Below are 18,333 nucleotides of genomic sequence, written 5' to 3' on the forward strand. Positions count from 1 at the left end.
CCGCCCCGCTCGTCGTACGAATGTTCGAAACTGGTCTATGGTGGATGTGGGGGAGGTGAGACCGGATTGATCCAGGAGGTGCGGGTGCCAGGGTTCACGCATCTGCACACCGTTTCGGGCTTCTCCCTGCGCTATGGGGCCTCACACCCGGAGCGGCTGGCGGCGCGCGCCGCCGAGCGCGGCATGGACGCCGTCGCCCTGACCGACCGCGACACCGTCGCCGGTGCGGTCCGCTTCGCCGCGGCCTGCGCCAAGGAGGGCGTCCGGCCGCTCTTCGGCACCGACCTCGCCGTCGACGACCCGGTGCGCGAGACCGCCCCGGGCGCCGGCACCGGGATCACCGAGCGGCGCCGCACCCCCGTGCGCGGCGGCGCCTTCGTCGACGAGTCCGCGCCCCGCGCGGTCTACCTGGCCCGCTCCCGGCAGGGCTGGGCCACCCTGTGCCGGCTGATCAGCGCCGCGCACACGGCCGAGGGCTCCCCGCTGCTCCCCTGGGCGGAGAACCACGGGGACGGGGTGACCGTGCTCCTCGGCCCCGACTCCGGGGTCGGCCGCGCCCTCGCCGCCGGACGCCCCGACCGCGCCGCCCGGCTCCTCGCCCCCTGGCGGGACGCCCACGGCGACGCCCTGCGGCTGGAGGTCGTCCACCACGGCCGCACCGGCACCGGCCCCGGCTCGATGCGGCACGCCGCCCGCACCCTGGGCTTCGCCGCCGAGCAGGGCGTACGCGCCGTGCTGACCAACGCCGTGCGGTACGCCGACCCCGGCCAGGGGCCGGTCGCCGACGTCCTCGACGCGGCCCGCCGCCTGGTGCCCATCGACCCCCGCAAAGGGCTCGACAGCGGTGAACGCTGGCTCAAGGACCCCGCCGCGATGGCGGCCACCGCCGAGCGCGTCGCCGAGGCCGCCGGGTTCCGCCGCGACACCGCGCACCGGCTCCTCGCCATGACCGAGGAGACCGCCGCCGCGTGCCTGGTCGACCCCGAGGACGACCTGGGCATCGGCAGCGTCCACTTCCCCGAGGCCCACCTGGTCGGCGCCGGCCGGCGCACCGCCGAGCGGGTGCTGCGCTCCCGCTGCGCCGCCGGCATGGTGCTGCGCGGCCACGACCGGAAGCGGGCGTACTGGAGCCGGCTGGAGGACGAGCTGCGCACCATCGAGCGGCTCGGCTTCGCCTCGTACTTCCTCACCGTCGCCCAGGTCGTCGACGACACCCGCGCCATGGGCATCCGCGTCGCCGCCCGCGGCTCCGGCGCCGGGTCCCTGGTCAACCACCTCCTCGGCATCGCCCACGCCGACCCCGTCGAGCAGGGGCTGCTGATGGAACGCTTCCTGTCGGTGCGCCGGCCGGTGCTGCCCGACATCGACATCGACGTGGAGTCCGCCCGCCGCCTGGAGGTCTACCGCGCGATCCTCGGCCGCTTCGGGCCCGAGCGCGTGGCCGCCGTCGCCATGCCCGAGACGTACCGGGTGCGCCACGCCGTGCGGGACGTGGGCGCCGCCCTGTCCATGGACCCGGCCGAGATCGACCGGATCGCCAAGGCCTTCCCGCACGTCCGCGCCCGGGACGCCCGCGCCGCGCTGGAGGAACTGCCCGAGCTGCGCGCGCTCGCGGGGGAGGAGGACAGGTACGGCAGGCTCTGGGAGCTGGTCGAGGCGCTGGACGCGCTGCCGCGCGGCGTCGCCATGCACCCGTGCGGGGTGCTGCTCTCGGACTCCTCGCTGCCGCTGCGTACGCCGGTGGTGCCGACCAGCGGCGAGAACTTCCCCATGTCCCAGTTCGACAAGGACGACGTGGAGGAGCTGGGGCTGCTCAAGCTCGACGTCCTCGGGGTGCGGATGCAGTCGGCGATGGCGCACGCGGTCGCCGAGCTCGAACGGGCGAGCGGCGAGGTCCTCGACATCGACGACCCCGCGCAGGTGCCGCCCGGCGACCCCGCCACGTACCGGCTGATCCAGTCCGCCGAGACGCTCGGCTGCTTCCAGATCGAGTCGCCGGGCCAGCGCGACCTGGTCGGGCGGCTCCAGCCGTCCACCTTCCACGACCTGGTCGTGGACATCTCCCTCTTCCGCCCCGGCCCGGTCGCCGCCGACATGGTGCGGCCGTTCATCGAGGCCCGGCACGGCCGGGCGCCGGTGCGCTACCCGCACCCCGACCTGGAGGACGCGCTGAGGGAGACGTACGGCGTGGTCGTCTTCCACGAGCAGATCATCAAGATCCTCGACATCATGACCGGCTGTGGGCGGGAGGAGGCCGACGCGGTACGGCGGGGCCTGTCCGACCCCGAGTCGCAGGGCCGCATCAAGGCCTGGTTCGCGCAGCACGCGCGGGCGAAGGGGTACGGGGACGACGTGGTCGCGCGGACCTGGGAGATCGTCGAGGCCTTCGGCAGCTACGGCTTCTGCAAGGCGCACGCGGTGGCCTTCGCCGTCCCCACGTACCAGTCGGCGTGGCTGAAGGCGCACCACCCGGCCGCCTTCTACGCCGGGTTGCTCACCCACGACCCCGGCATGTACCCCAAGCGGCTGCTGCTGGCGGACGCGCGGCGGCGCGGGGTGCCGGTGCTGCCGGTGGACGTGAACCGGTCGGCGGTCGCCCACCGGATCGAACTGGTGTCCGGTTCGCTGGGGAAGTGGGGACTGCGGCTGGCCCTCTCCGACGTCCACGGCATCAGCGAGGCCGAGGCCGCCCGGATCGAGGCCGGACAGCCCTACGCCTCCCTGCTGGACTTCTGGGAACGGGCCCGCCCCAGCCGCCCCGTCGCCGAACGGCTCGCCCAGGTCGGCGCGCTCGACGCGTTCGGCGGCAACCGGCGAGACCTGCTGCTGCACCTCGCCGAACTCCACCGCGCCCAGCGGGGCGCCGGCTCGTACGGCGATCAGCTCCCGCTCGCCGGCGGCCGGGCCTCCGCCCCCATCGGACTGCCGGACCTCAACGAGGCCGAACGCCTCAGCGCCGAGCTGGGCGTGCTGTCCATGGACGCCTCGCGCAACCTGATGACCGACCACCACGCCTTCCTCGCCGAGCTCGGCGTGGTCTCCGCCCAGCGGCTCCGGGCCGCCCGCAACGGACAGACCGTGCTGGTGGCGGGAGCCAAGGCGGCCACCCAGACCCCGCCCATCCGGTCCGGCAAGCGGGTCATCTTCACCACGCTCGACGACGGGACCGGCCTGGTCGACCTGGCCTTCTTCGACGACAGCCACGAGCGGTGCGCCCACACCGTCTTCCACTCCTGGCTGCTGCTGGTGCGCGGGGTGGTCCAGCGCCGCGGCCCGCGCAGCTACAGCGTCGTCGCCTCGGCCGCCTGGAACCTCGCCGAACTGGTGGAACTCCGGCGCGAGGGCGGCCTGGACGCGGTGGCGGCGCGGCTGGCGGGGCCGGCGCCGGGCGGCGCCCCGCGGTCCTCCGACAGCGGCCGGCGCATCACCATGCCCACCGGCTACGAGATGAACCCCTGGGCGGACCTGCGCCCGGCGGGTGAGGGAACGGCAGTGCCCAGGAAGCTGTGGCACCAGAGCCAGGGGAGCGCGGGATGATCCTCTACGTACGATTCCGGCTGGAGCCGATGGACGAGGCCCTGCTCCCGCAACTGGTCGGAATGCTCGGCCAGTTCACCCCCGTCGTGGAGGCGGCCCCGCCCGACGCCGCGCTCGCCGACGTGCGCGGCGCCGTACGGTACTTCGGGCGCGGCCCCGCCGGACTGGCCGCCGTGATCCGGGTCAGGGCACTCGCCCTGTACGGCGTGGACTGCGCCATCGGAGCGGGCCCCAACCCGATGCTGGCCCGCATGGCCGCCCGGGACGCGGCGCCCGGGACGACCCTGGTGGTCGAGGACGCGGAGGCGTTCCTGCGGGACAAGCCGGTCGCCGCGCTGTACGGCGTCGGCCCCGCCACCGCCCGCACGCTCTGCTCCTACGGGCTCGACTCCGTCGGGCGGGTCGCCGCCGCGCCGCTCGCCGTCCTCCAGCGGATCGTGGGCGCGCGGGCGGGCCGCGAGCTGTGGGAGCGGGCGCGGGGCACCGACCGTACGGCGGTCGTCCCCAACGCCGCGTCCCGGTCGGTCGCCGCCGAACGGGCCTTCGACCGCGACGAGCTGGACCAGGACCGGCACCGGCGCGCCCTGCTGTCCCTCGCCGGGGAGCTGGGCGCGCGGATGCGGGGCGAGGAGCAGGTGTGCCGCTCGCTGACGCTGACCGTGCGGTACGCCGACCGGACGGCCACCACCCGGACCCGCACCCTGGGCGAACCGACCGCCCACACGGCCGCGCTCACCGCCGCCGCGTACGCGATGCACGGCGCGCTCGGGCTCCAGCGCGCCCGGGTACGGGCCGTCGGGCTGCGCGCCGAGGGCCTGATGCCCGCCGAGAAGGCCGCGCACCAGCTCTCCCTCGACCCGGGGGACGACAAGGCGCGGCGGATCGAGGCGGTGGCGGACCGGGCCCGCGCGAAGTTCGGACCGGGCGCGATCGTCCCGGGCTCGCTGGCGGCCTAGGGAGTGTCCGGAAAGTATCGGCGTCTGCCCGGAGGGCGGGGGCCGCGGTGTCCGGTGCGTGCGATCGCAAGGCGGAGGAGGGAGTCATGGCGGAGTCATGGCGACCGACGACAACGCCGCGAGCGCGCGTGCAGGACACCGCGGGCCAGGCGAGACTTTCCGGACACGACCTAGGACGTGCTCTTCGCATCCGGCCCGGTCCGAACGACACCCCTAGCGCTCCGCCAGGCCGGTCTTCGCCAGGTAGCGGTCGAGGTGGGCGGGGTCCTGGGTGGCCAGGCCGATGTGGCCGTCGGGGCGGACCAGGAACAGTCCCGCGCCCAGCTCCTCCGCCAGGGCGCCGCCGGCCACCCGGTGCGTGACGACGGCCGGCGGTACCCGGGGTGGTGTGCGGTCCACCACGAGCAGGGTGAAGTGCGGGCCCCGCAGCAGCTCGAAGAGCCGCCGCGTACCGCCGCCCTCCGTGGAGCAGGGCAGGTCGGGGGCGCGGTCGCCCGCCTGGACGGCCGTGCCGGGGAGCCGTTCGCGGGTCTCGGTGCTCAGGGCGCTGTCCCGGTAGTGGACCGACAGCAGGTGGGTGGTCCGGCCCCGGTGCCGTGCCTGCTCGTCACCCCCGTCCGGGCTGCGGCCCGCCCGGTAGAGCCGGGAGCTGAGCTCCAGGACGTGCGCGGCGGCGGGCCGGCGCTCTGCCTCGTAACTGTCCAGCAACGCGTCCGGGGCGTGGTGGCGCAGCACCTGTCCCAGCTTCCAGCCCAGGTTGTAGGCATCCTGGACACCGATGTTCAGCCCCTGCCCGCCGCCCGGCGGGTGGGCGTGCGCGGCGTCGCCCGCGAGGAACACCCGCCCGTCCCGGAAGCGCTCGGCCAGCGCGGTACGGGGCCGGTAGTACGAGTGCCACAGCACGTCGGTGACCGCGTCGGCGGGCAGGTGCGTGCGGGTGGCGACCAGCTCCCGTACCGCGTCCTCGGTGAGCTCCCGTTCCTCGCCGTCCGCCCGGGCGTTGAGCTGGAACGCGTCCATGCCGGGCAGCGGGCACAGCAGCAGGCCCGCGTCCCCGCCGCCCGGGCCGTCCGGCCAGATGTGCCAGTGGTCCTGGTCCAGGCCCCGGACGCGCACGTCCGCCACCACGGCCGGGCGCAGCCCGCCCTCCTCGCCCTTCATCGCGACGCCCAGCGCCTCCCGCACGGTGCTGCGCCCGCCGTCGCACCCGACCAGGTACGGCACGGTCAGTGTCCGGCGGCCGCCGTCGGCGTGCTCCAGCTCGGCCAGTACGTGCCGCTCCGCCTGGTGCAGGGTCGTCAGCCGGGTTCCGTACTCCACCGTCCCGCCCAGGGCCAGGAACCGGTCGCGGAGGATCTCCTGGGTACGCCACTGCGGGACCAGCCACGGCTCGGGATACCCCGACACCGGCGCCCCGGGGTCACGTTCGAGGAGCCGCCAGGTGCCCTCCCGGCGGCCGTCCCGCCAGGTCTGCATGGGCGGGAACGGGCCGCCGGCCGACCGGAGCTCCGCCATGACCCCGAGGTCGTCCAGCACTTCCTGGGTGCGGGGCTGGAGGCTCTTGCCCCGGGAGCCCCCGAAGAGCCGTTCGCCCGCCTCAACGACATGCGTACGGACGCCCCGGCGGGCCAGGTCGCAGGCGAGGGTGAGCCCGGTCGGGCCGGCGCCGACGACCAGGACGTCCACGGCGCCGTGCACCGGTGCCCCTCGGCGCGGTGCGGCGGTGTGCGGGTCGGTGGGCATCTCTCACCGCTTTCTGCCGTGCGGGCACGGCCTGGGAGTGCACGGAACGGTTGTCTGCCGGAAGATGCGGCATATGTGGAATATGCCCCTGAAGCAGTCACCCGCGTCGAGTGGCCGGCCACATCCGCCCACATGGCCGGACGCCGTCGGCTGTCCCTTCGACTTCAGCGAGGCCCTCGATTTCGACCCGGTGCTCGCTGACCTCATGGCCAGGGGGCCGGTGAGCCGCGTCCGGCTGCCCTACGGCGACGCCGACGCCTGGCTCGTGACCAGCTTCGACGGGGTACGGCGGGTGACCACCGACCCCCGGTTCAGCCGCGCGGCCATCGTCGGCCGGGACTATCCGCGGCTGACGCCGGAGCCCATCGTGTCGCCGGAGTCGGTCAACGTGCTGGACCCGCCGCACAGCGGCCGCCTGCGCCGCGTCGCCGCGCGGGCGTTCACCAAGCGGAACGTCGAGCGCATGCGGCCGGCCATCGAGCGGGTGGCCCACCGGCTGCTGGACGGGATGGCCGAGCACGGCCCGCCGGCCGACCTGGCCCACCACCTCTCCACCCGGCTGCCGCACCACACCATCTGCGAGCTGCTCGGCGTGGCCCCGGCCGACCGGCCGCTGCTGCTGCGCCGGACGCACGAGATGCTGGCCACCGCCCCGGAGGCCCGGCGGACGGCGGCGGACGCCAAGCGGTTCCTGCGCGACCACTTCACCGACCTGGTGGCCCGGCGGCGGAGGGCCCCGGGGGACGACCTCATCAGCGCCATGGCGACCGCGCACGCCGGTGACGGTGAACGGCCCCTGGACGACCGCGAACTGGCGGTCCTGGCGGTGACCCTGATCCTGAGCGGCAACGACACGGCCACCTGCCAGATCAGCAACATCGTCTACACCCTGCTCACCCGCCCCGGCCGGTGGGAGGAGCTGGTGCGCGACCCCGCGCGGCTGCCCGGGACGCTGGACGAGCTGCTGCGTCTCATCCCGTTCCGCAAGGGCGTCGGCATCCCGCGCGTCGCGCTGGAGGACGTGGAGGTGGAGGGCGTCCTCATCCGCGCGGGCGACTTCGTCCATGTGTCGTACCTCGCGGCCAACCGGGACCCCTCGGTGTTCTGCGACCCCCATGAGCTGGACCCGGACCGGCCGGCCCACCCCCACATGACCTTCGGCTGGGGCGGCCACCACTGCGTGGCCGCGCCCCTGGCGCTGGCGGAGCTGCGGGTGGCGGTCGGGGCCCTGGCCGAACGGTTCCCCCGACTGCGGCTCGCGGTCCCGGCGCGACAGGTGCGGTGGGACACGGAGACGATCCGGCGCTTCCCGCTGCGGCTGCCGGTGAGGTGGTAGGACGTCAGTTTTTACCGACGCGTAACTTCCTTGTTGCCGCTACCCGTGCGTAGCTTGGCATGAGCACGGCATGACTGCCGTGCCTCCCCACCAGTGGTCCGGGCCACAGGGCGTACCGCCATCGCCCCATCCCCATTCCTTGAGCCGCGAGGAGACCACTCGATGCTGCCCTCACGCCCGCCCTTCCGCAGACACGCCCGCGCCGCCACCCGCACCCCCTCACCCGGGTCCGCCCACACCCCCTCGCCCGGGTCCGCCCGCACCCCCTCACCCGGGTCCGCCCGCACCCCGTCACGCGGCCGCTCGCGCCTGCGCCGCGCGCTCAGGGCCTCCGCCGTCCTGCTGCTCGCCGTCGCCGCGACCCTCGCGCCCGCCTCCGCCGCCCAGGCCTCGGCCCCCAGCAGCGGCTGGAACGACTACACCTGCCGGCCGTCGGCCGCCCACCCCCGCCCGGTCGTCCTCGTCCACGGCACCTTCGGCAACTCCGTCGACAACTGGCTCTCCCTCGCCCCCTACCTGGTCCGGCGCGGCTACTGCGTCTTCTCCCTCGACTACGGCCAACTGCCGGGCGTGCCGTTCTTCCACGGCCTCGGCCCCATCGCCGCGTCCGCCGGACAGCTCGACACCTACGTCGACCAGGTCCTCGCCGCCACCGGCGCCGCCGAGGTGGACCTCGTCGGCCACTCCCAGGGCGGCATGATGCCGCGCCACTACCTCAAGTTCCTCGGCGGCGCCGACAAGGTGAACGCCCTGGTCGGCATCGCCCCCGACAACCACGGCACCACGCTCCTCGGCCTGGCCGAACTGCTGCCGTACTTCCCCGGCGCGGCCGACCTGCTGAGCGCCAAGACCCCCGGTCTCGCCGACCAGGTCGCCGGCTCCCCGTTCCTCCAGAAGCTCAACGAGGGCGGCGACACCGTGCCCGGCGTCCGCTACACCGTCATCGCCACCAAGTACGAGGAGGTCGTCACCCCGTACCGCTCCCAGTTCCTCGACGGGCCGGGCGTCCGCAACGTCCTGGTCCAGGACCTGTGCCCGCTGGACTTCTCCGAGCACGTGGCCATCGGCCTGCTCGACCGCATCGCGTACCACGAGGTCGTCAACGCCCTGGACCCGGCGCACGCGACGCCCACCACCTGCGCGTCCGTCGTCGGCTGACGCAACGACGCGAAGGGGCCCGTCCGGATCCGGACGGGCCCCTCCCGCATGCGACCGGTCGTCAGCGCGTGGACCTGCGGCGGGCGCTGCCGAACAGCACGGCGGCACCCACCGCGAGGACGGCCGCGCCACCGGCGGCCAGGTACGGGGTCGCACCGCTGCCGCCGGTCTCGGCGAGGTCGGCCCCGCTCGCGGCGGCGGCGACGGGCGAAGGGGTCCCGGCACCCTGGGCCTGGAGCGTGCCGGCCTGCTCGGCCTGGGCGGTCGCGTCCGCCTGCTCGGGCCGCCCGGACTCCTGGGCGGTGGAGCCCGCCGGGCTCGCGGGCGCCGCGGGGCTCGCGCCGTGGTCGTCGCCGCCGTGCCCGCCGTGGTCGACCGTCGACTTGTCCGTACCCTGCTCGATCTGCTCGTCGGAGGGTGCCGACGCGACCGGCGCGGGAGCGCCGCCCGTCTGCCCGTCGTCCTTGCCGAACACCACGTCGGAGCAGGTGTAGAACGCCTCGGGCGAGTCGGAGCGCTGCCATATCGAGTAGATCAGGTGCCGGCCGGACCGGGCCGGGACGGTGCCGTCGAACACGTACGCACCGCTCTCCAGCCGGGGGTTGGTCACCTTGGCGAACGGCTTCGCCTCCAGGTCCGACCACTTCAGCGGCTTGGCCGGGTCGTAGCCGTCCTTGGTGATGTACAGCTCGAAGGACCCCTTGTGCGGGGCGGTCGCCTTGTACCGGAAGGTGTGGCCGCCGGCGGCCAGCTTCGACGAGGGCCAGTCGCCCCGGGGCAGGTCGAGCCCCTTGTACTTGTCGCGGTTGGCGCTGCACAGCTTGCCGTCCGGGATCAACTTCCGGTGCTGGCCCGCCGCGTTGGCGATGTTGACCTCGTTCCAGTCGTAGAACGCCTGCGGACCGCTCGCCGCCAGCGCCGCCTTGCAGGCCGCCGAGTCCGGGCTCTCCGGCCCCTCCGCGTAACAGGCGGACACCCGGCTGACCGGATCGGTCATCGTTCCGTGCGCCATGGCCGGCGACGCGGCCGGTCCCGCGAGCGTGAACGGCGCGAGGCCCAGGACGACGGCGGCGGCTGCCGGCTTGCTGAGGCGGCGATCAGTCACGATGACGTTCTCCTTCGAGGGGACGAACAGATGTGGGGGGTTACGGACCCGGGCCCGGACGGGCGGCGCAGCCCCCCGGCTTCGGCACCGACGGTCCGGACCAGCTCCGGTGATCGCCAAACTAGCCCCTGGAAACGCCTGGTCCGGCCCCTGCGAGCGGCTGATGAGGATCCTTATGCTCCGCTTAAGGCGATGCTAAGAAGACGCTCAGGTAGCCGCTCGGCAGCCGCCCGCCCGGCCGCTCGGCTCGCCGGGCGCGCCGGCCCCCCGCTCCGCACGCCCTAGTCGTCGTCGACGCCCAGGTCGGCGCGCATGGAACGCTTCATCTCCCGCAGGTGCGGCCAGACCCCCCGGTGGAACTCGTCCTCCAGGCCCGCCAGTTCGCCGGGGTGGGCGGCGGGCGCCGCACCGTACTGCCGGAGCGTGCCGTACGCGGCGTTCAGACGCGACTTGGCCGTGCTGCACGTGCGCAACACCGCCTCCGGGACCACCATCTGGGCCTCCGCGTAACTGTCCCGGAAGGCCAGCCTGCTCGCCTCCAGATCCGCCAGGGACGCCTCGGCGTCCTCGCCGCGCCGCAGGGCGTGCAGATGGCTGGTCATCGACGTCAGGAACTGGCGCGCGGCGGTGTTCAGCGCGATGTAACAGGCGCGCCGCCGCTCCAGGTTCTCGCGCCGGCGCTGCTCGGCCAGCTCCACCCGGCGCAGCTCCTCTGCGTGCTCGCGCTCCTCGCGACGCTGCTCGGCCGCCGCGCGCAACTCCATCCGCTTGGTGCGGTCCGCGCGGTTCTGCGTGAGCAGCGCGGCCCCCAGAGTTCCCGCCACGCCCACGACGGCGACCAACAACCCCGCCCAACCGGCGCCCATGTACGTCCCTTCATGCCCCGCGGAAGACCTCCGCCCCACGGTAGGCGCCCCGCCGGAGGCCGTGCGCCCGCGTCGTCCCCTACCGCGAGCCGGGCTCCAGGCCGCCCGGCAGGCCACCCGTCCGGGCCAGGGCCTCCAGCGTGTCCAGGGCGGCGAGCGCGGCGGCCGCTGCGGCGGGGTCCCGCTCGGCCAGGCCGCTCGCGGCGAACTCGTCCTCGTCCAGCCGCAGCACCTCGCTGCCGTCCGCCGACACCCACAGGTCCAGGTCGAGGTCCTCCACGACCACCTCACCCAGGGCGGCGTCGACCACGGCCGGCCGGGTGACGTCGCAGTACCAGCCCTTCAGGGAGCCGTCCCCCGAGCGGACCTCCTTCACCGCGTACCACCGGTCGCGCCAGTAGTGCTCGGTGAAGACGTCACCCGGTTCGAAGCGTACGAACCCGAAGTCCCGCGTCCCGTCCACCGCCCACGGGGCGCGCACGGTGAGACGGGATCCGGCCTCGGCGACCACCACCGCCGGATACACGATCTTCGTCCGCCCCGCCTTGACGAGGCGGACGTCAACCGAGCGCGCGGACATGCCGGACCTCCGTCGCGCAGACCCGGTAGCCGAACCACTCGTTGATCGCCAGCATCGGCCCGTTCTCCGCGTCGTTGTTGGTGAACGCGTCCGTGTATCCGGCCGCCCGGGCGCGGCGCAGCGAGTCCGTCTTGGCGAGCTTGGCGAGCCCCCGGCCCCGGTGCGCGCGCAGCGTGCCGGTCATGCCCGAGTGGTAGCGGGTCTCCCCGTCGGTGTGGGCGGCGGTGAACGCGGCCACCTCGCCGTCCACCGTCACCACCGTGGTCAGGTCGCGGTCGAGCAGCGGGTGGTTCCAGGTGCCGGCGAGCCAGTCCTCGTAGTCGTCCAGGTCGGCACCGATGTCGCTGGGCTCGTCCGCCGTCACCTCCGCGTCCGCCTCGAACAGCGGGCGCGGGTCGTCGGCGTACGCGGCGGCGGTGCGCAGCTCGACACCGGGTGGCAGCTCCCCGGGCAGCTCCGGCAGGGTGCCGCCCGCCAGGTCCAGCCGCAGGAAGTGCGCGGGACGGGTCGGCCGGTAGCCGCGCTTCCCGGCGAACGACCGGCAGTCCGGCTCGTCCAGCACCCAGGCGTACACGCTCCGCGCCCCCTCGGCCGCCAGGTGCTCCTCGGCGGTGCGCAACAGCAGGCCGCCCGCCCCGTGCCCGCGGTGCGCGGGGTGCACCTGGGGGTTGGCGTACGACAGCCCGGGGGTGCCGGATTCGTACGCCAGGCCGATCTGGGCCGTGCCGACGACCTCGCCGTCCACCTCCGCCACCAGCAGCCGGTACCTCGCCGCCGGGTTCGCCGACGCCACGCGGAAGAGCACCGCCTTCGGCGTCGTCACCTCGAAGGGCAGCGCGGCCCGTCTCACCCTGGTCACGGCCTCGGCGTCGGCCGGCCGGAAGTCACGCACGATCGTGGTCATGGAGCGGCACGGTACGCGCGCGGCCACGGCGGCCGCCTCCCAATTACGCCCGCGTACGGGACAATCGTGCCCGTGACCCTGAAGATCGTCATCGACGCGGACTCCCCGACCGCCCCGTACGAACAACTGCGCGCCCAGATCTCCGAGCAGGCCCGCTCGGGCAAGCTGCCCGTCGGCCACAAACTGCCCACCGTCCGGGGCCTCGCGGAGGAACTCGGCCTCGCCGCGAACACGGTCGCCAAGGCCTACCGGGTGCTGGAGACGGACGGGGTGATCGAGACGCGCGGCCGGGCCGGCACGTTCGTCGCCGCCGCCGGTGACGCCGCCGCCCGCCAGGTGGCCGCAGCGGCCGCCGCGTACGCCGCGGAGGCCCACCGGCTGGGCCTGACCCGCGCCGACGCCGAAGCGGCCGTGGCGGACGCGCTCCGGGCGGTGTACGAGCGGTAGCGGTTCCGCGCGCACCCGCGGTACGCGCATCCCGCACTGCCCGCGGTACGCGCACCCCGCGGTACGCGCATCCCGCACTGCCCGCGCACCCCGCGGTAGGCGCCCGCCCGCTCGCTACAGGTACAGCCCCGCGTCCGCGCCGCGCGCCTGGTCCGGGATGGCCGCCGGGCCGGTGCCGCGCCGCAGCGCGTACAGCTCCGCCAGCGTCGCCCCGTCCCGGCCGACGCCCTCCTCGGTGCCGAGCCACGTCACCGCCTCCGGGCGGGTCAGCGGGCCGACCTCGATCCGGGCCAGGCAGCGGCCCGGGCGGACCACGGCCGGGTGCAGCCGCTCCAGGTCCTCGTTGGTGGTGACGCCCACCAGCACGTTGCGGCCCTGGCCCAGCAGCCCGTCCGTCAGGTTCAGCAGCCGGGACAGGGCCTGGCCGGCGGTGTGCCGGGCCTCGCCGCGGATCAGCTCGTCGCAGTCCTCCAGCAGCAGCAGCCGCCACCGGCCGTTCCCGGTGCCCTCGTCCTCGCCGATGGCGATGTCCATCAGGTACCCGACGTCGTTGAACAGCCGCTCCGGGTCCAGGACGCAGTCGACCTGGCACCAGTCGCGCCAGGACCGGGCCAGGGTGCGCAGCGCGGACGTCTTCCCGGTGCCCGGCGGGCCGTGCAGCAGGAGCAGGCGGCCCGCGATGTCGTCGGGCGTGACCTTCATCAGCCGGTCCATCGCCTCGGCCACCGGCGCCGTGTAGTTGGGCCGGATCTCCTCCCACGTCCCGGCGGTGATCCGGCGGGTGGTGCGGTGCGGGCCGCGGCGCGGCGACACGTACCAGAAGCCCATGGTCACGTTGTCCGGCTGCGGCTCCGGGTCGTCCTTCGCCCCCTCCGTGGCCTGCTTCAGCACCCGTTCGGCCAGGTCGGCGTCGACCGCCGTCACGGTCACGTCGGCGCCCCGGCTCCAGCGGGAGACGAGCAGCGTCCACCCGTCGCCCTCGGCCAGGGTGGCGCTGCGGTCGTCGTCGCGGGCCGTGCGCAGCACCGCGGCGCCCGGTGGGAGCAGGGTCGCGCCGGGCTTGACGCGGTCGATGGACGAGCTGTGCGCGTACGGCTGCTCGCCCGTCGCGAAGCGCCCGAGGAACAGCGCGTCGACGACATCGGCGGGGGAATCGCTGTCGTCGACGGTGAGCCGGATCGGCAGGGCCTCATGCGGGTTGGCGGACATGCGCCCCATGATCCGGCACACCCGCCTTCCCCGCACGGTGTTTACGTGCGTGTTCGGACCAGGACGTCCGCCGCGTTTACGTGCGTGTTCGGACCAGGACGTCCGCCGCCCGCGCGGCGCGCCGGACGAGCGCGTACCCCTTCGTCAGCGCCCGGTCCCGTGCGAAGGCCCGGCCGACCGCCCGGCCCTCCACCAGCCGTTCGAACGCGGCGAGGTCCGTGGTCCGCCGCACGGTCACCCGGCGCAGCGCGTACGGCCCCTGGGAGCGCCGGGCCAGCGCGTTGCCCACGGCCAGCGACTGGGCGAACCCGGCCTCCCGGACCGCGCGGCGCACCCGCCGGCTGGAGTAGCCGTAGGGGTAGGCGAAGGAGACGGGCGCGGTGCCCAGCTCCCGCGCGACGATCTCCCGGCACCGTACGGCCTCGGACCGGAGCCGTTCGTCGCCGAGCCGGTCCAGCGGCGGGTGGGTGTGGCTGTGGCCACCGATCTCGGTGCCCGCGGCCGCCAGTTCCCGCACCTGGTCCCAGTCGAGCATGGTGTCCGGTGCGCCGCCCTCGTGGTGCGCGCCGCGCAGCCAGCCGGTCGACACGAACAGCGTGGCGGCGAAGCCGTGCGCGGCGAGGACCGGCAGGGCGTGCCGGTGCACCCCCTCGTACCCGTCGTCGAAGGTGACCAGCACCGGCCGGGCCGGCAGCGGCGCCCCGGTCCGCCAGGCGGCGCCGAGCCGCGCGGTGGTGACCGGGGTGAACCCGCGCTCGCCGAGCAGCCCCATCTGCTCGGCGAACGCCTCCGGTGACACGCTCAGCCGGTACGCGGCCCTCGCGGGCCGGTGCCCCACCGCGTGGTACATCAGGATCGGCACCGCGACCGGGCCGTTCATGCCGTCCCCCCGGCCGGGCCGTTCATGCCGTCCCCCCGGCCGGGCCGTTCATGCCGTCCCGCGCGGACCCGCACCTCCGGGTGGCCAGTGAGCCCCGTGCGTAGCCGGCCGCCGCCACCGCCGCACCGGTGACGATGGCGCCCGCCCGGCCCGCGCCGCCCGGCCGGGCGAGCACGAAGTCCCGCAGCCCGCGCGCCACTCCGGCGGGCAGCACGCGCGCGGTGTACCGGCGTTCGGTGGCGAGCCCCCGGCCCGCGCCGACGCTCCGGGCGACCAGTGCCTTGGACAGCCCCTCGGCGTAGGCGCGGGCGCGGAAGTAGCGGTACGTCGCACGGGCGGGCGGGACCTTGTGGTGGATCACCGCCCGGTCGTCGATCAGCAGCACGGCGTCCGGTACGGCACGGGCGAGCCGGATGCACAGCTCGGTCTCCTCGCAGCCCAGCGGCCGCGCGTCACCGTCCCGCCCGATGCCGGTGGCGAACCCGCCCGCCGCGTCGAAGGCGCCGCGCCGGAAGGAGGCGTTGCCGCCCAGGACGTTGCGCACGCGGACCCGCCCGGCGGGCAGGCCCCGGTAGGTGCAGCCGACGACCCAGTCGAACTCCTCCGGGAACCAGACCGGGCGCCGGCCCGACACCCAGGCCGGAACGGTCCGCCCGCCGACGGCCCACACCCGGGGGTCGTCGTACGCCGCGTCGAACCACCGAAGCCAGTCCCGGTCGGCGACGGCGTCGTCGTCGAGGAAGGCGACGATGTCACCGCGGGCGGCGGCGATCCCGGTGTTGCGGCCGGCCGACAGGCCGCGGGGGCCCGCGTTGGCCAGCACCCGCACGTCCTCCCCGGCGTCCGCGTACTCCTTGCCCAGCCGCTCCCGCAGCGGCTCGTTGTGGTCCACCACGAGCAGCGTCTCCAGCGCGGGGCGGGACTGGCGGCGTACGGATTCCACGGCCGCCAGGACGTCCTCCCAGCGGTCCTCGGTGTACGCGCAGATCACCACGGAGAAGCGACGCCCCCTCACGACAGCCCCACCCGGGGCGCGCCGGCGGAGGAGCCCGCCGTGCGGCGGCGCCCGGCGCGCCGGACGCCCTTCTCCCGGAGGATCACCCGCAGGACGCGGATGCCGTCGCGCACGGCGTTGAGGTTGCTGACGCCGTGGATGCGCACGTACTCGTGGCTGGGCACCTCCTGGACCCGGAGGCCGGCCTTGACGACCCGGATGTTGATCAGTGTCTCGATCTCGAAGCCGGTGCAGTCCAGGGCGATCTCGTCGAGGCAGTGGCGCCAGAAGGCGTTGTAGCCGTAGCAGAGGTCGGTGTAGCGGGCGCCGAACTTGGCGTTGACGGCGGCGCACAGCAGGCGGTTGCCGAGCTTGCGGACCGGCGTCATGTCGTCGGTGCCGCCGCCGTTGGCGAAGCGGGAGCCCTTGGCGAAGTCGGCGCCGCCGACCAGGGCGGAGACGTACGACACGATCTCCTGGCCGTCGGCCGAGCCGTCGGCGTCGACCATCACGATGATGTCGCCGGTGCAGGCGGCGAAGCCGCTGATGAGGGCGTCGCCCTTGCCCTTGCCTGCCTGCTCCACCACCTTCACGTCCGGCCGCAACCCCCGGGCGACGCCGACCGTGTCGTCGGTGGAATTCCCGTCGACGAGGACCACTTCGTGAATCCAGTCGGGCAGGGTCTTGAACACGTACGGAAGGTTCTCCGCCTCATTCATCGCGGGAATCACCACACTCACCGGCGGTGTGATGGCCAGGTGCGAGGTGATCGCCCGGTACTGGGCGGCTATTCGGCCGTCGTCGGATTCGACGGCATCGCCGGCGGCCGGGTGCAGGAAAGAGCTCATGGGTCATTTCCCTCTCGTCCGGTGGACCGCCCACCCCCGGGCGGTCCGGCTGTGTATCCGGTTCGAAAGGGGGGTTGTCGCCCACCCGTCCCACGGCGGAGCGGATCTCCGTAGAGGACGGGTGAACTGGCAGTTCCGGCCGTGCGCGGTACGCGCCTCGGCACGGGAAACGACACCGGGCACGGCACCCCCCTACCGCGCCCCGCCCCCGTTCCCTCGCGGCGCTCGAGCCCTCCCCTTGAGCCGCGTTGCGTGATGGACCGGTGCGGGTGGATGTACGACGGTATTGATAATGGCGACTGTATGGCAAGACCTGGACAGCGGCTCACCTTTTTGCTTCTTTGGCCGTACTTTGACGGACTGCGACAAAGACGCCTCGTGGGCGCGACCGGTTCCCGGGAATGGAGCGGAAACAATCCTTCCGGGTATACGAGGGAATTGGGGCGGGAGGTGTGCCTGGGAAACCGAATTCCCCCCGCGTCACGCGCGTATGTCAGTGGCCCGGCGCCCCCCGAAGGCCGGCCGTGACCGCACCCCGGCGCGCGGCACCCGGCGCGCGGCACCCGGCAACCGGCGCGTGGCACCAGGCGCGCGGCGCGCGGCGCCAGGCGCCCGGCCCCCGGTGCCGTCGCATCGGACGGCGGGGGAGGGTGACACCTCATCGAAAAAGACTCCGCACGGGTGAGTTGCCCCCAAAGTTGCGGATATCGGCCCTCAAGGCCGAGCAGACTTTGACTCGACGTCACCTGCGCGCCACGCCCGGCTATTGGCATGGACACTGCATCCTGCTACGAACTTTTTAGGCAGAAATCCTGCCTAAGGGAGGTTCCATGAAACTGTCCCGAGCCGCGGCCTTCTCCACCTCACTCCTCCTCGGTATCGTCCTCGCCCTCACCGGGGCGGGGGCGGCGCGAGCCGACTCGTCGGCCGCAGCCCTCGACTACGTGGCCCTCGGCGACTCGTACTCCTCCGGAGTCGGCGCCGGCAGCTACGACAGCTCCAGTGGCAACTGCAAGCGCAGCACCCGTGCCTTCCCGGCCCTGTGGGCCGCCGCCAACTCCCCCTCGTCGTTCGCGTTCACCGCCTGCTCCGGTGCCCGCACCAACGATGTGACGGCAAGTCAGCTCGGCCCCCTGTCCTCCGCCACCGACCTCGTCTCCCTCACCATCGGCGGCAACGACGCCGGCTTCGCCGACGTCATGACCACCTGCGTCCTCCAGTCCGAGGCCACCTGCATCGCCCGCGTCAACGAGGCGAAGAACTACGTCGACACGACCCTGCCGGGCCGTCTCGACTCGGTCTACTCCGCGATCAGGACGAAGGCCCCCTCGGCACGGGTCGTCGTCATCGGCTACCCCCGCTTCTACCAGCTCGGCGGGAGCTGTCTCGCCGGTCTCACCGAGAACGAGCGCCGCGCCATCAACAGCGGCGCCGACCACCTCAACGCGGCGACGGCCAAGCGCGCCGCCGACCACGGGTACGCCTGGGCCGACGTCACCGCGGCCTTCACCGGCCACGAGATCTGCTCGGGCGCGTCCTGGCTGCACAGCGTGAACTGGCTCAACATCGGCGAGTCCTACCACCCCACGGCCGCCGGGCAGTCCGGCGGTTACCTCCCCACCTTCAGGGCGGCGCTGTAAGGAGCCACGACCGGTGACCGGGCCCGCCCGCCGGCCCCGTGCCCACGAAGTCGGTAACGCCCCGTCACCACTGGGGCGCTGACCGGCCCTTCGGTCACGGGGCCGCGGGCCGGCCCGGTCCTGCCCCAGG

15 protein-coding genes are annotated in these 18,333 nt (G+C 74.2%); 6 read left to right on the forward strand and 9 right to left on the reverse strand.

The annotated features are described in order from the left end of the window. The first annotated feature begins 84 nt into the window (after positions 1-84). Both ACZ7LK_RS22515 and ACZ7LK_RS22520 read left to right on the forward strand, forming a co-directional pair. Complete coding sequence (locus tag ACZ7LK_RS22515; protein ID WP_471142925.1) at positions 85-3,537, forward strand: DNA polymerase III subunit alpha; 3,453 nt, start codon at positions 85-87, stop codon at positions 3,535-3,537. Beyond that, the gene (locus tag ACZ7LK_RS22520; protein ID WP_392275756.1) at positions 3,534-4,493 is read left to right on the forward strand and encodes a DNA polymerase Y family protein; all 960 of its coding nucleotides are present in this window, start codon (positions 3,534-3,536) and stop codon (positions 4,491-4,493) included. The genes ACZ7LK_RS22515 and ACZ7LK_RS22520 overlap by 4 nt, the downstream gene beginning before the upstream one ends. 213 nt (positions 4,494-4,706) lie before the next feature. On the opposite strand, the gene ACZ7LK_RS22525 is transcribed toward ACZ7LK_RS22520, so the two are convergent. After that, entirely contained in the window at positions 4,707-6,236 is a 1,530-nt protein-coding gene (locus ACZ7LK_RS22525; protein ID WP_471142927.1) for an FAD-dependent oxidoreductase, read from the reverse strand. A gap of 82 nt (positions 6,237-6,318) precedes the next feature. Between ACZ7LK_RS22525 and ACZ7LK_RS22530 the strand changes: the two genes are divergently transcribed. Then, positions 6,319-7,572, forward strand: coding sequence for a cytochrome P450 (locus tag ACZ7LK_RS22530; protein WP_471142929.1), 1,254 nt, complete (start codon positions 6,319-6,321; stop codon positions 7,570-7,572). Between the two features lie 162 nt (positions 7,573-7,734). Continuing rightward, positions 7,735-8,730 carry an esterase/lipase family protein gene (locus ACZ7LK_RS22535; RefSeq protein WP_471142931.1) on the forward strand — a complete coding sequence of 332 codons (996 nt, stop codon included), beginning with the start codon at positions 7,735-7,737 and terminating at the stop codon, positions 8,728-8,730. A gap of 61 nt (positions 8,731-8,791) precedes the next feature. Here ACZ7LK_RS22535 and ACZ7LK_RS22540 read toward each other — a convergent pair whose 3' ends face one another. The 4 genes from ACZ7LK_RS22540 to ACZ7LK_RS22555 all read right to left on the reverse strand — a co-directional run bounded on the left by ACZ7LK_RS22540 (position 8,792) and on the right by ACZ7LK_RS22555 (position 12,185). After that, positions 8,792-9,835 carry a lytic polysaccharide monooxygenase auxiliary activity family 9 protein gene (locus ACZ7LK_RS22540; protein WP_392275764.1) on the reverse strand — a complete coding sequence of 348 codons (1,044 nt, stop codon included), beginning with the start codon at positions 9,833-9,835 and terminating at the stop codon, positions 8,792-8,794. A 281-nt stretch (positions 9,836-10,116) separates the two neighbouring features. Beyond that, positions 10,117-10,701, reverse strand: a complete 585-nt coding sequence (locus ACZ7LK_RS22545; protein WP_471142934.1) for a hypothetical protein — start codon at positions 10,699-10,701, stop codon at positions 10,117-10,119. Between the two features lie 79 nt (positions 10,702-10,780). Further along, entirely contained in the window at positions 10,781-11,281 is a 501-nt protein-coding gene (locus ACZ7LK_RS22550; protein ID WP_471142937.1) for a ribonuclease FAU-1 family protein, read from the reverse strand. Then, entirely contained in the window at positions 11,262-12,185 is a 924-nt protein-coding gene (locus ACZ7LK_RS22555; protein WP_471142939.1) for a GNAT family N-acetyltransferase, read from the reverse strand. The genes ACZ7LK_RS22550 and ACZ7LK_RS22555 overlap by 20 nt, the downstream gene beginning before the upstream one ends. A 72-nt stretch (positions 12,186-12,257) precedes the next feature. Here ACZ7LK_RS22555 and ACZ7LK_RS22560 point away from each other — a divergent pair, with 72 nt between their 5' ends. Then, positions 12,258-12,632: a GntR family transcriptional regulator gene (locus ACZ7LK_RS22560; protein ID WP_469463893.1), complete on the forward strand. Its 375-nt coding sequence runs from the start codon at positions 12,258-12,260 to the stop codon at positions 12,630-12,632. Between the two features lie 114 nt (positions 12,633-12,746). Here ACZ7LK_RS22560 and ACZ7LK_RS22565 read toward each other — a convergent pair whose 3' ends face one another. From ACZ7LK_RS22565 to ACZ7LK_RS22580, 4 genes are all read right to left on the reverse strand, one after another. Next, positions 12,747-13,841, reverse strand: coding sequence for a DUF5925 domain-containing protein (locus tag ACZ7LK_RS22565; protein ID WP_392275769.1), 1,095 nt, complete (start codon positions 13,839-13,841; stop codon positions 12,747-12,749). 76 nt (positions 13,842-13,917) lie between these two features. Further along, positions 13,918-14,721, reverse strand: coding sequence for a polysaccharide deacetylase family protein (locus ACZ7LK_RS22570; RefSeq protein WP_392276052.1), 804 nt, complete (start codon positions 14,719-14,721; stop codon positions 13,918-13,920). A 22-nt stretch (positions 14,722-14,743) separates the two neighbouring features. Next, positions 14,744-15,736: a glycosyltransferase family 2 protein gene (locus tag ACZ7LK_RS22575; protein ID WP_471142942.1), complete on the reverse strand. Its 993-nt coding sequence runs from the start codon at positions 15,734-15,736 to the stop codon at positions 14,744-14,746. After that, complete coding sequence (locus ACZ7LK_RS22580) at positions 15,733-16,563, reverse strand: glycosyltransferase family 2 protein (RefSeq protein WP_392275770.1); 831 nt, start codon at positions 16,561-16,563, stop codon at positions 15,733-15,735. The genes ACZ7LK_RS22575 and ACZ7LK_RS22580 overlap by 4 nt, the downstream gene beginning before the upstream one ends. Before the next feature lie 830 nt (positions 16,564-17,393). Here ACZ7LK_RS22580 and ACZ7LK_RS22585 point away from each other — a divergent pair. After that, positions 17,394-18,203 carry an SGNH/GDSL hydrolase family protein gene (locus ACZ7LK_RS22585; protein WP_392275771.1) on the forward strand — a complete coding sequence of 270 codons (810 nt, stop codon included), beginning with the start codon at positions 17,394-17,396 and terminating at the stop codon, positions 18,201-18,203. Positions 18,204-18,333 lie beyond the last annotated feature (130 nt).

It is taken from the genome of Streptomyces sp. NPDC039423, from assembly GCF_055598725.1.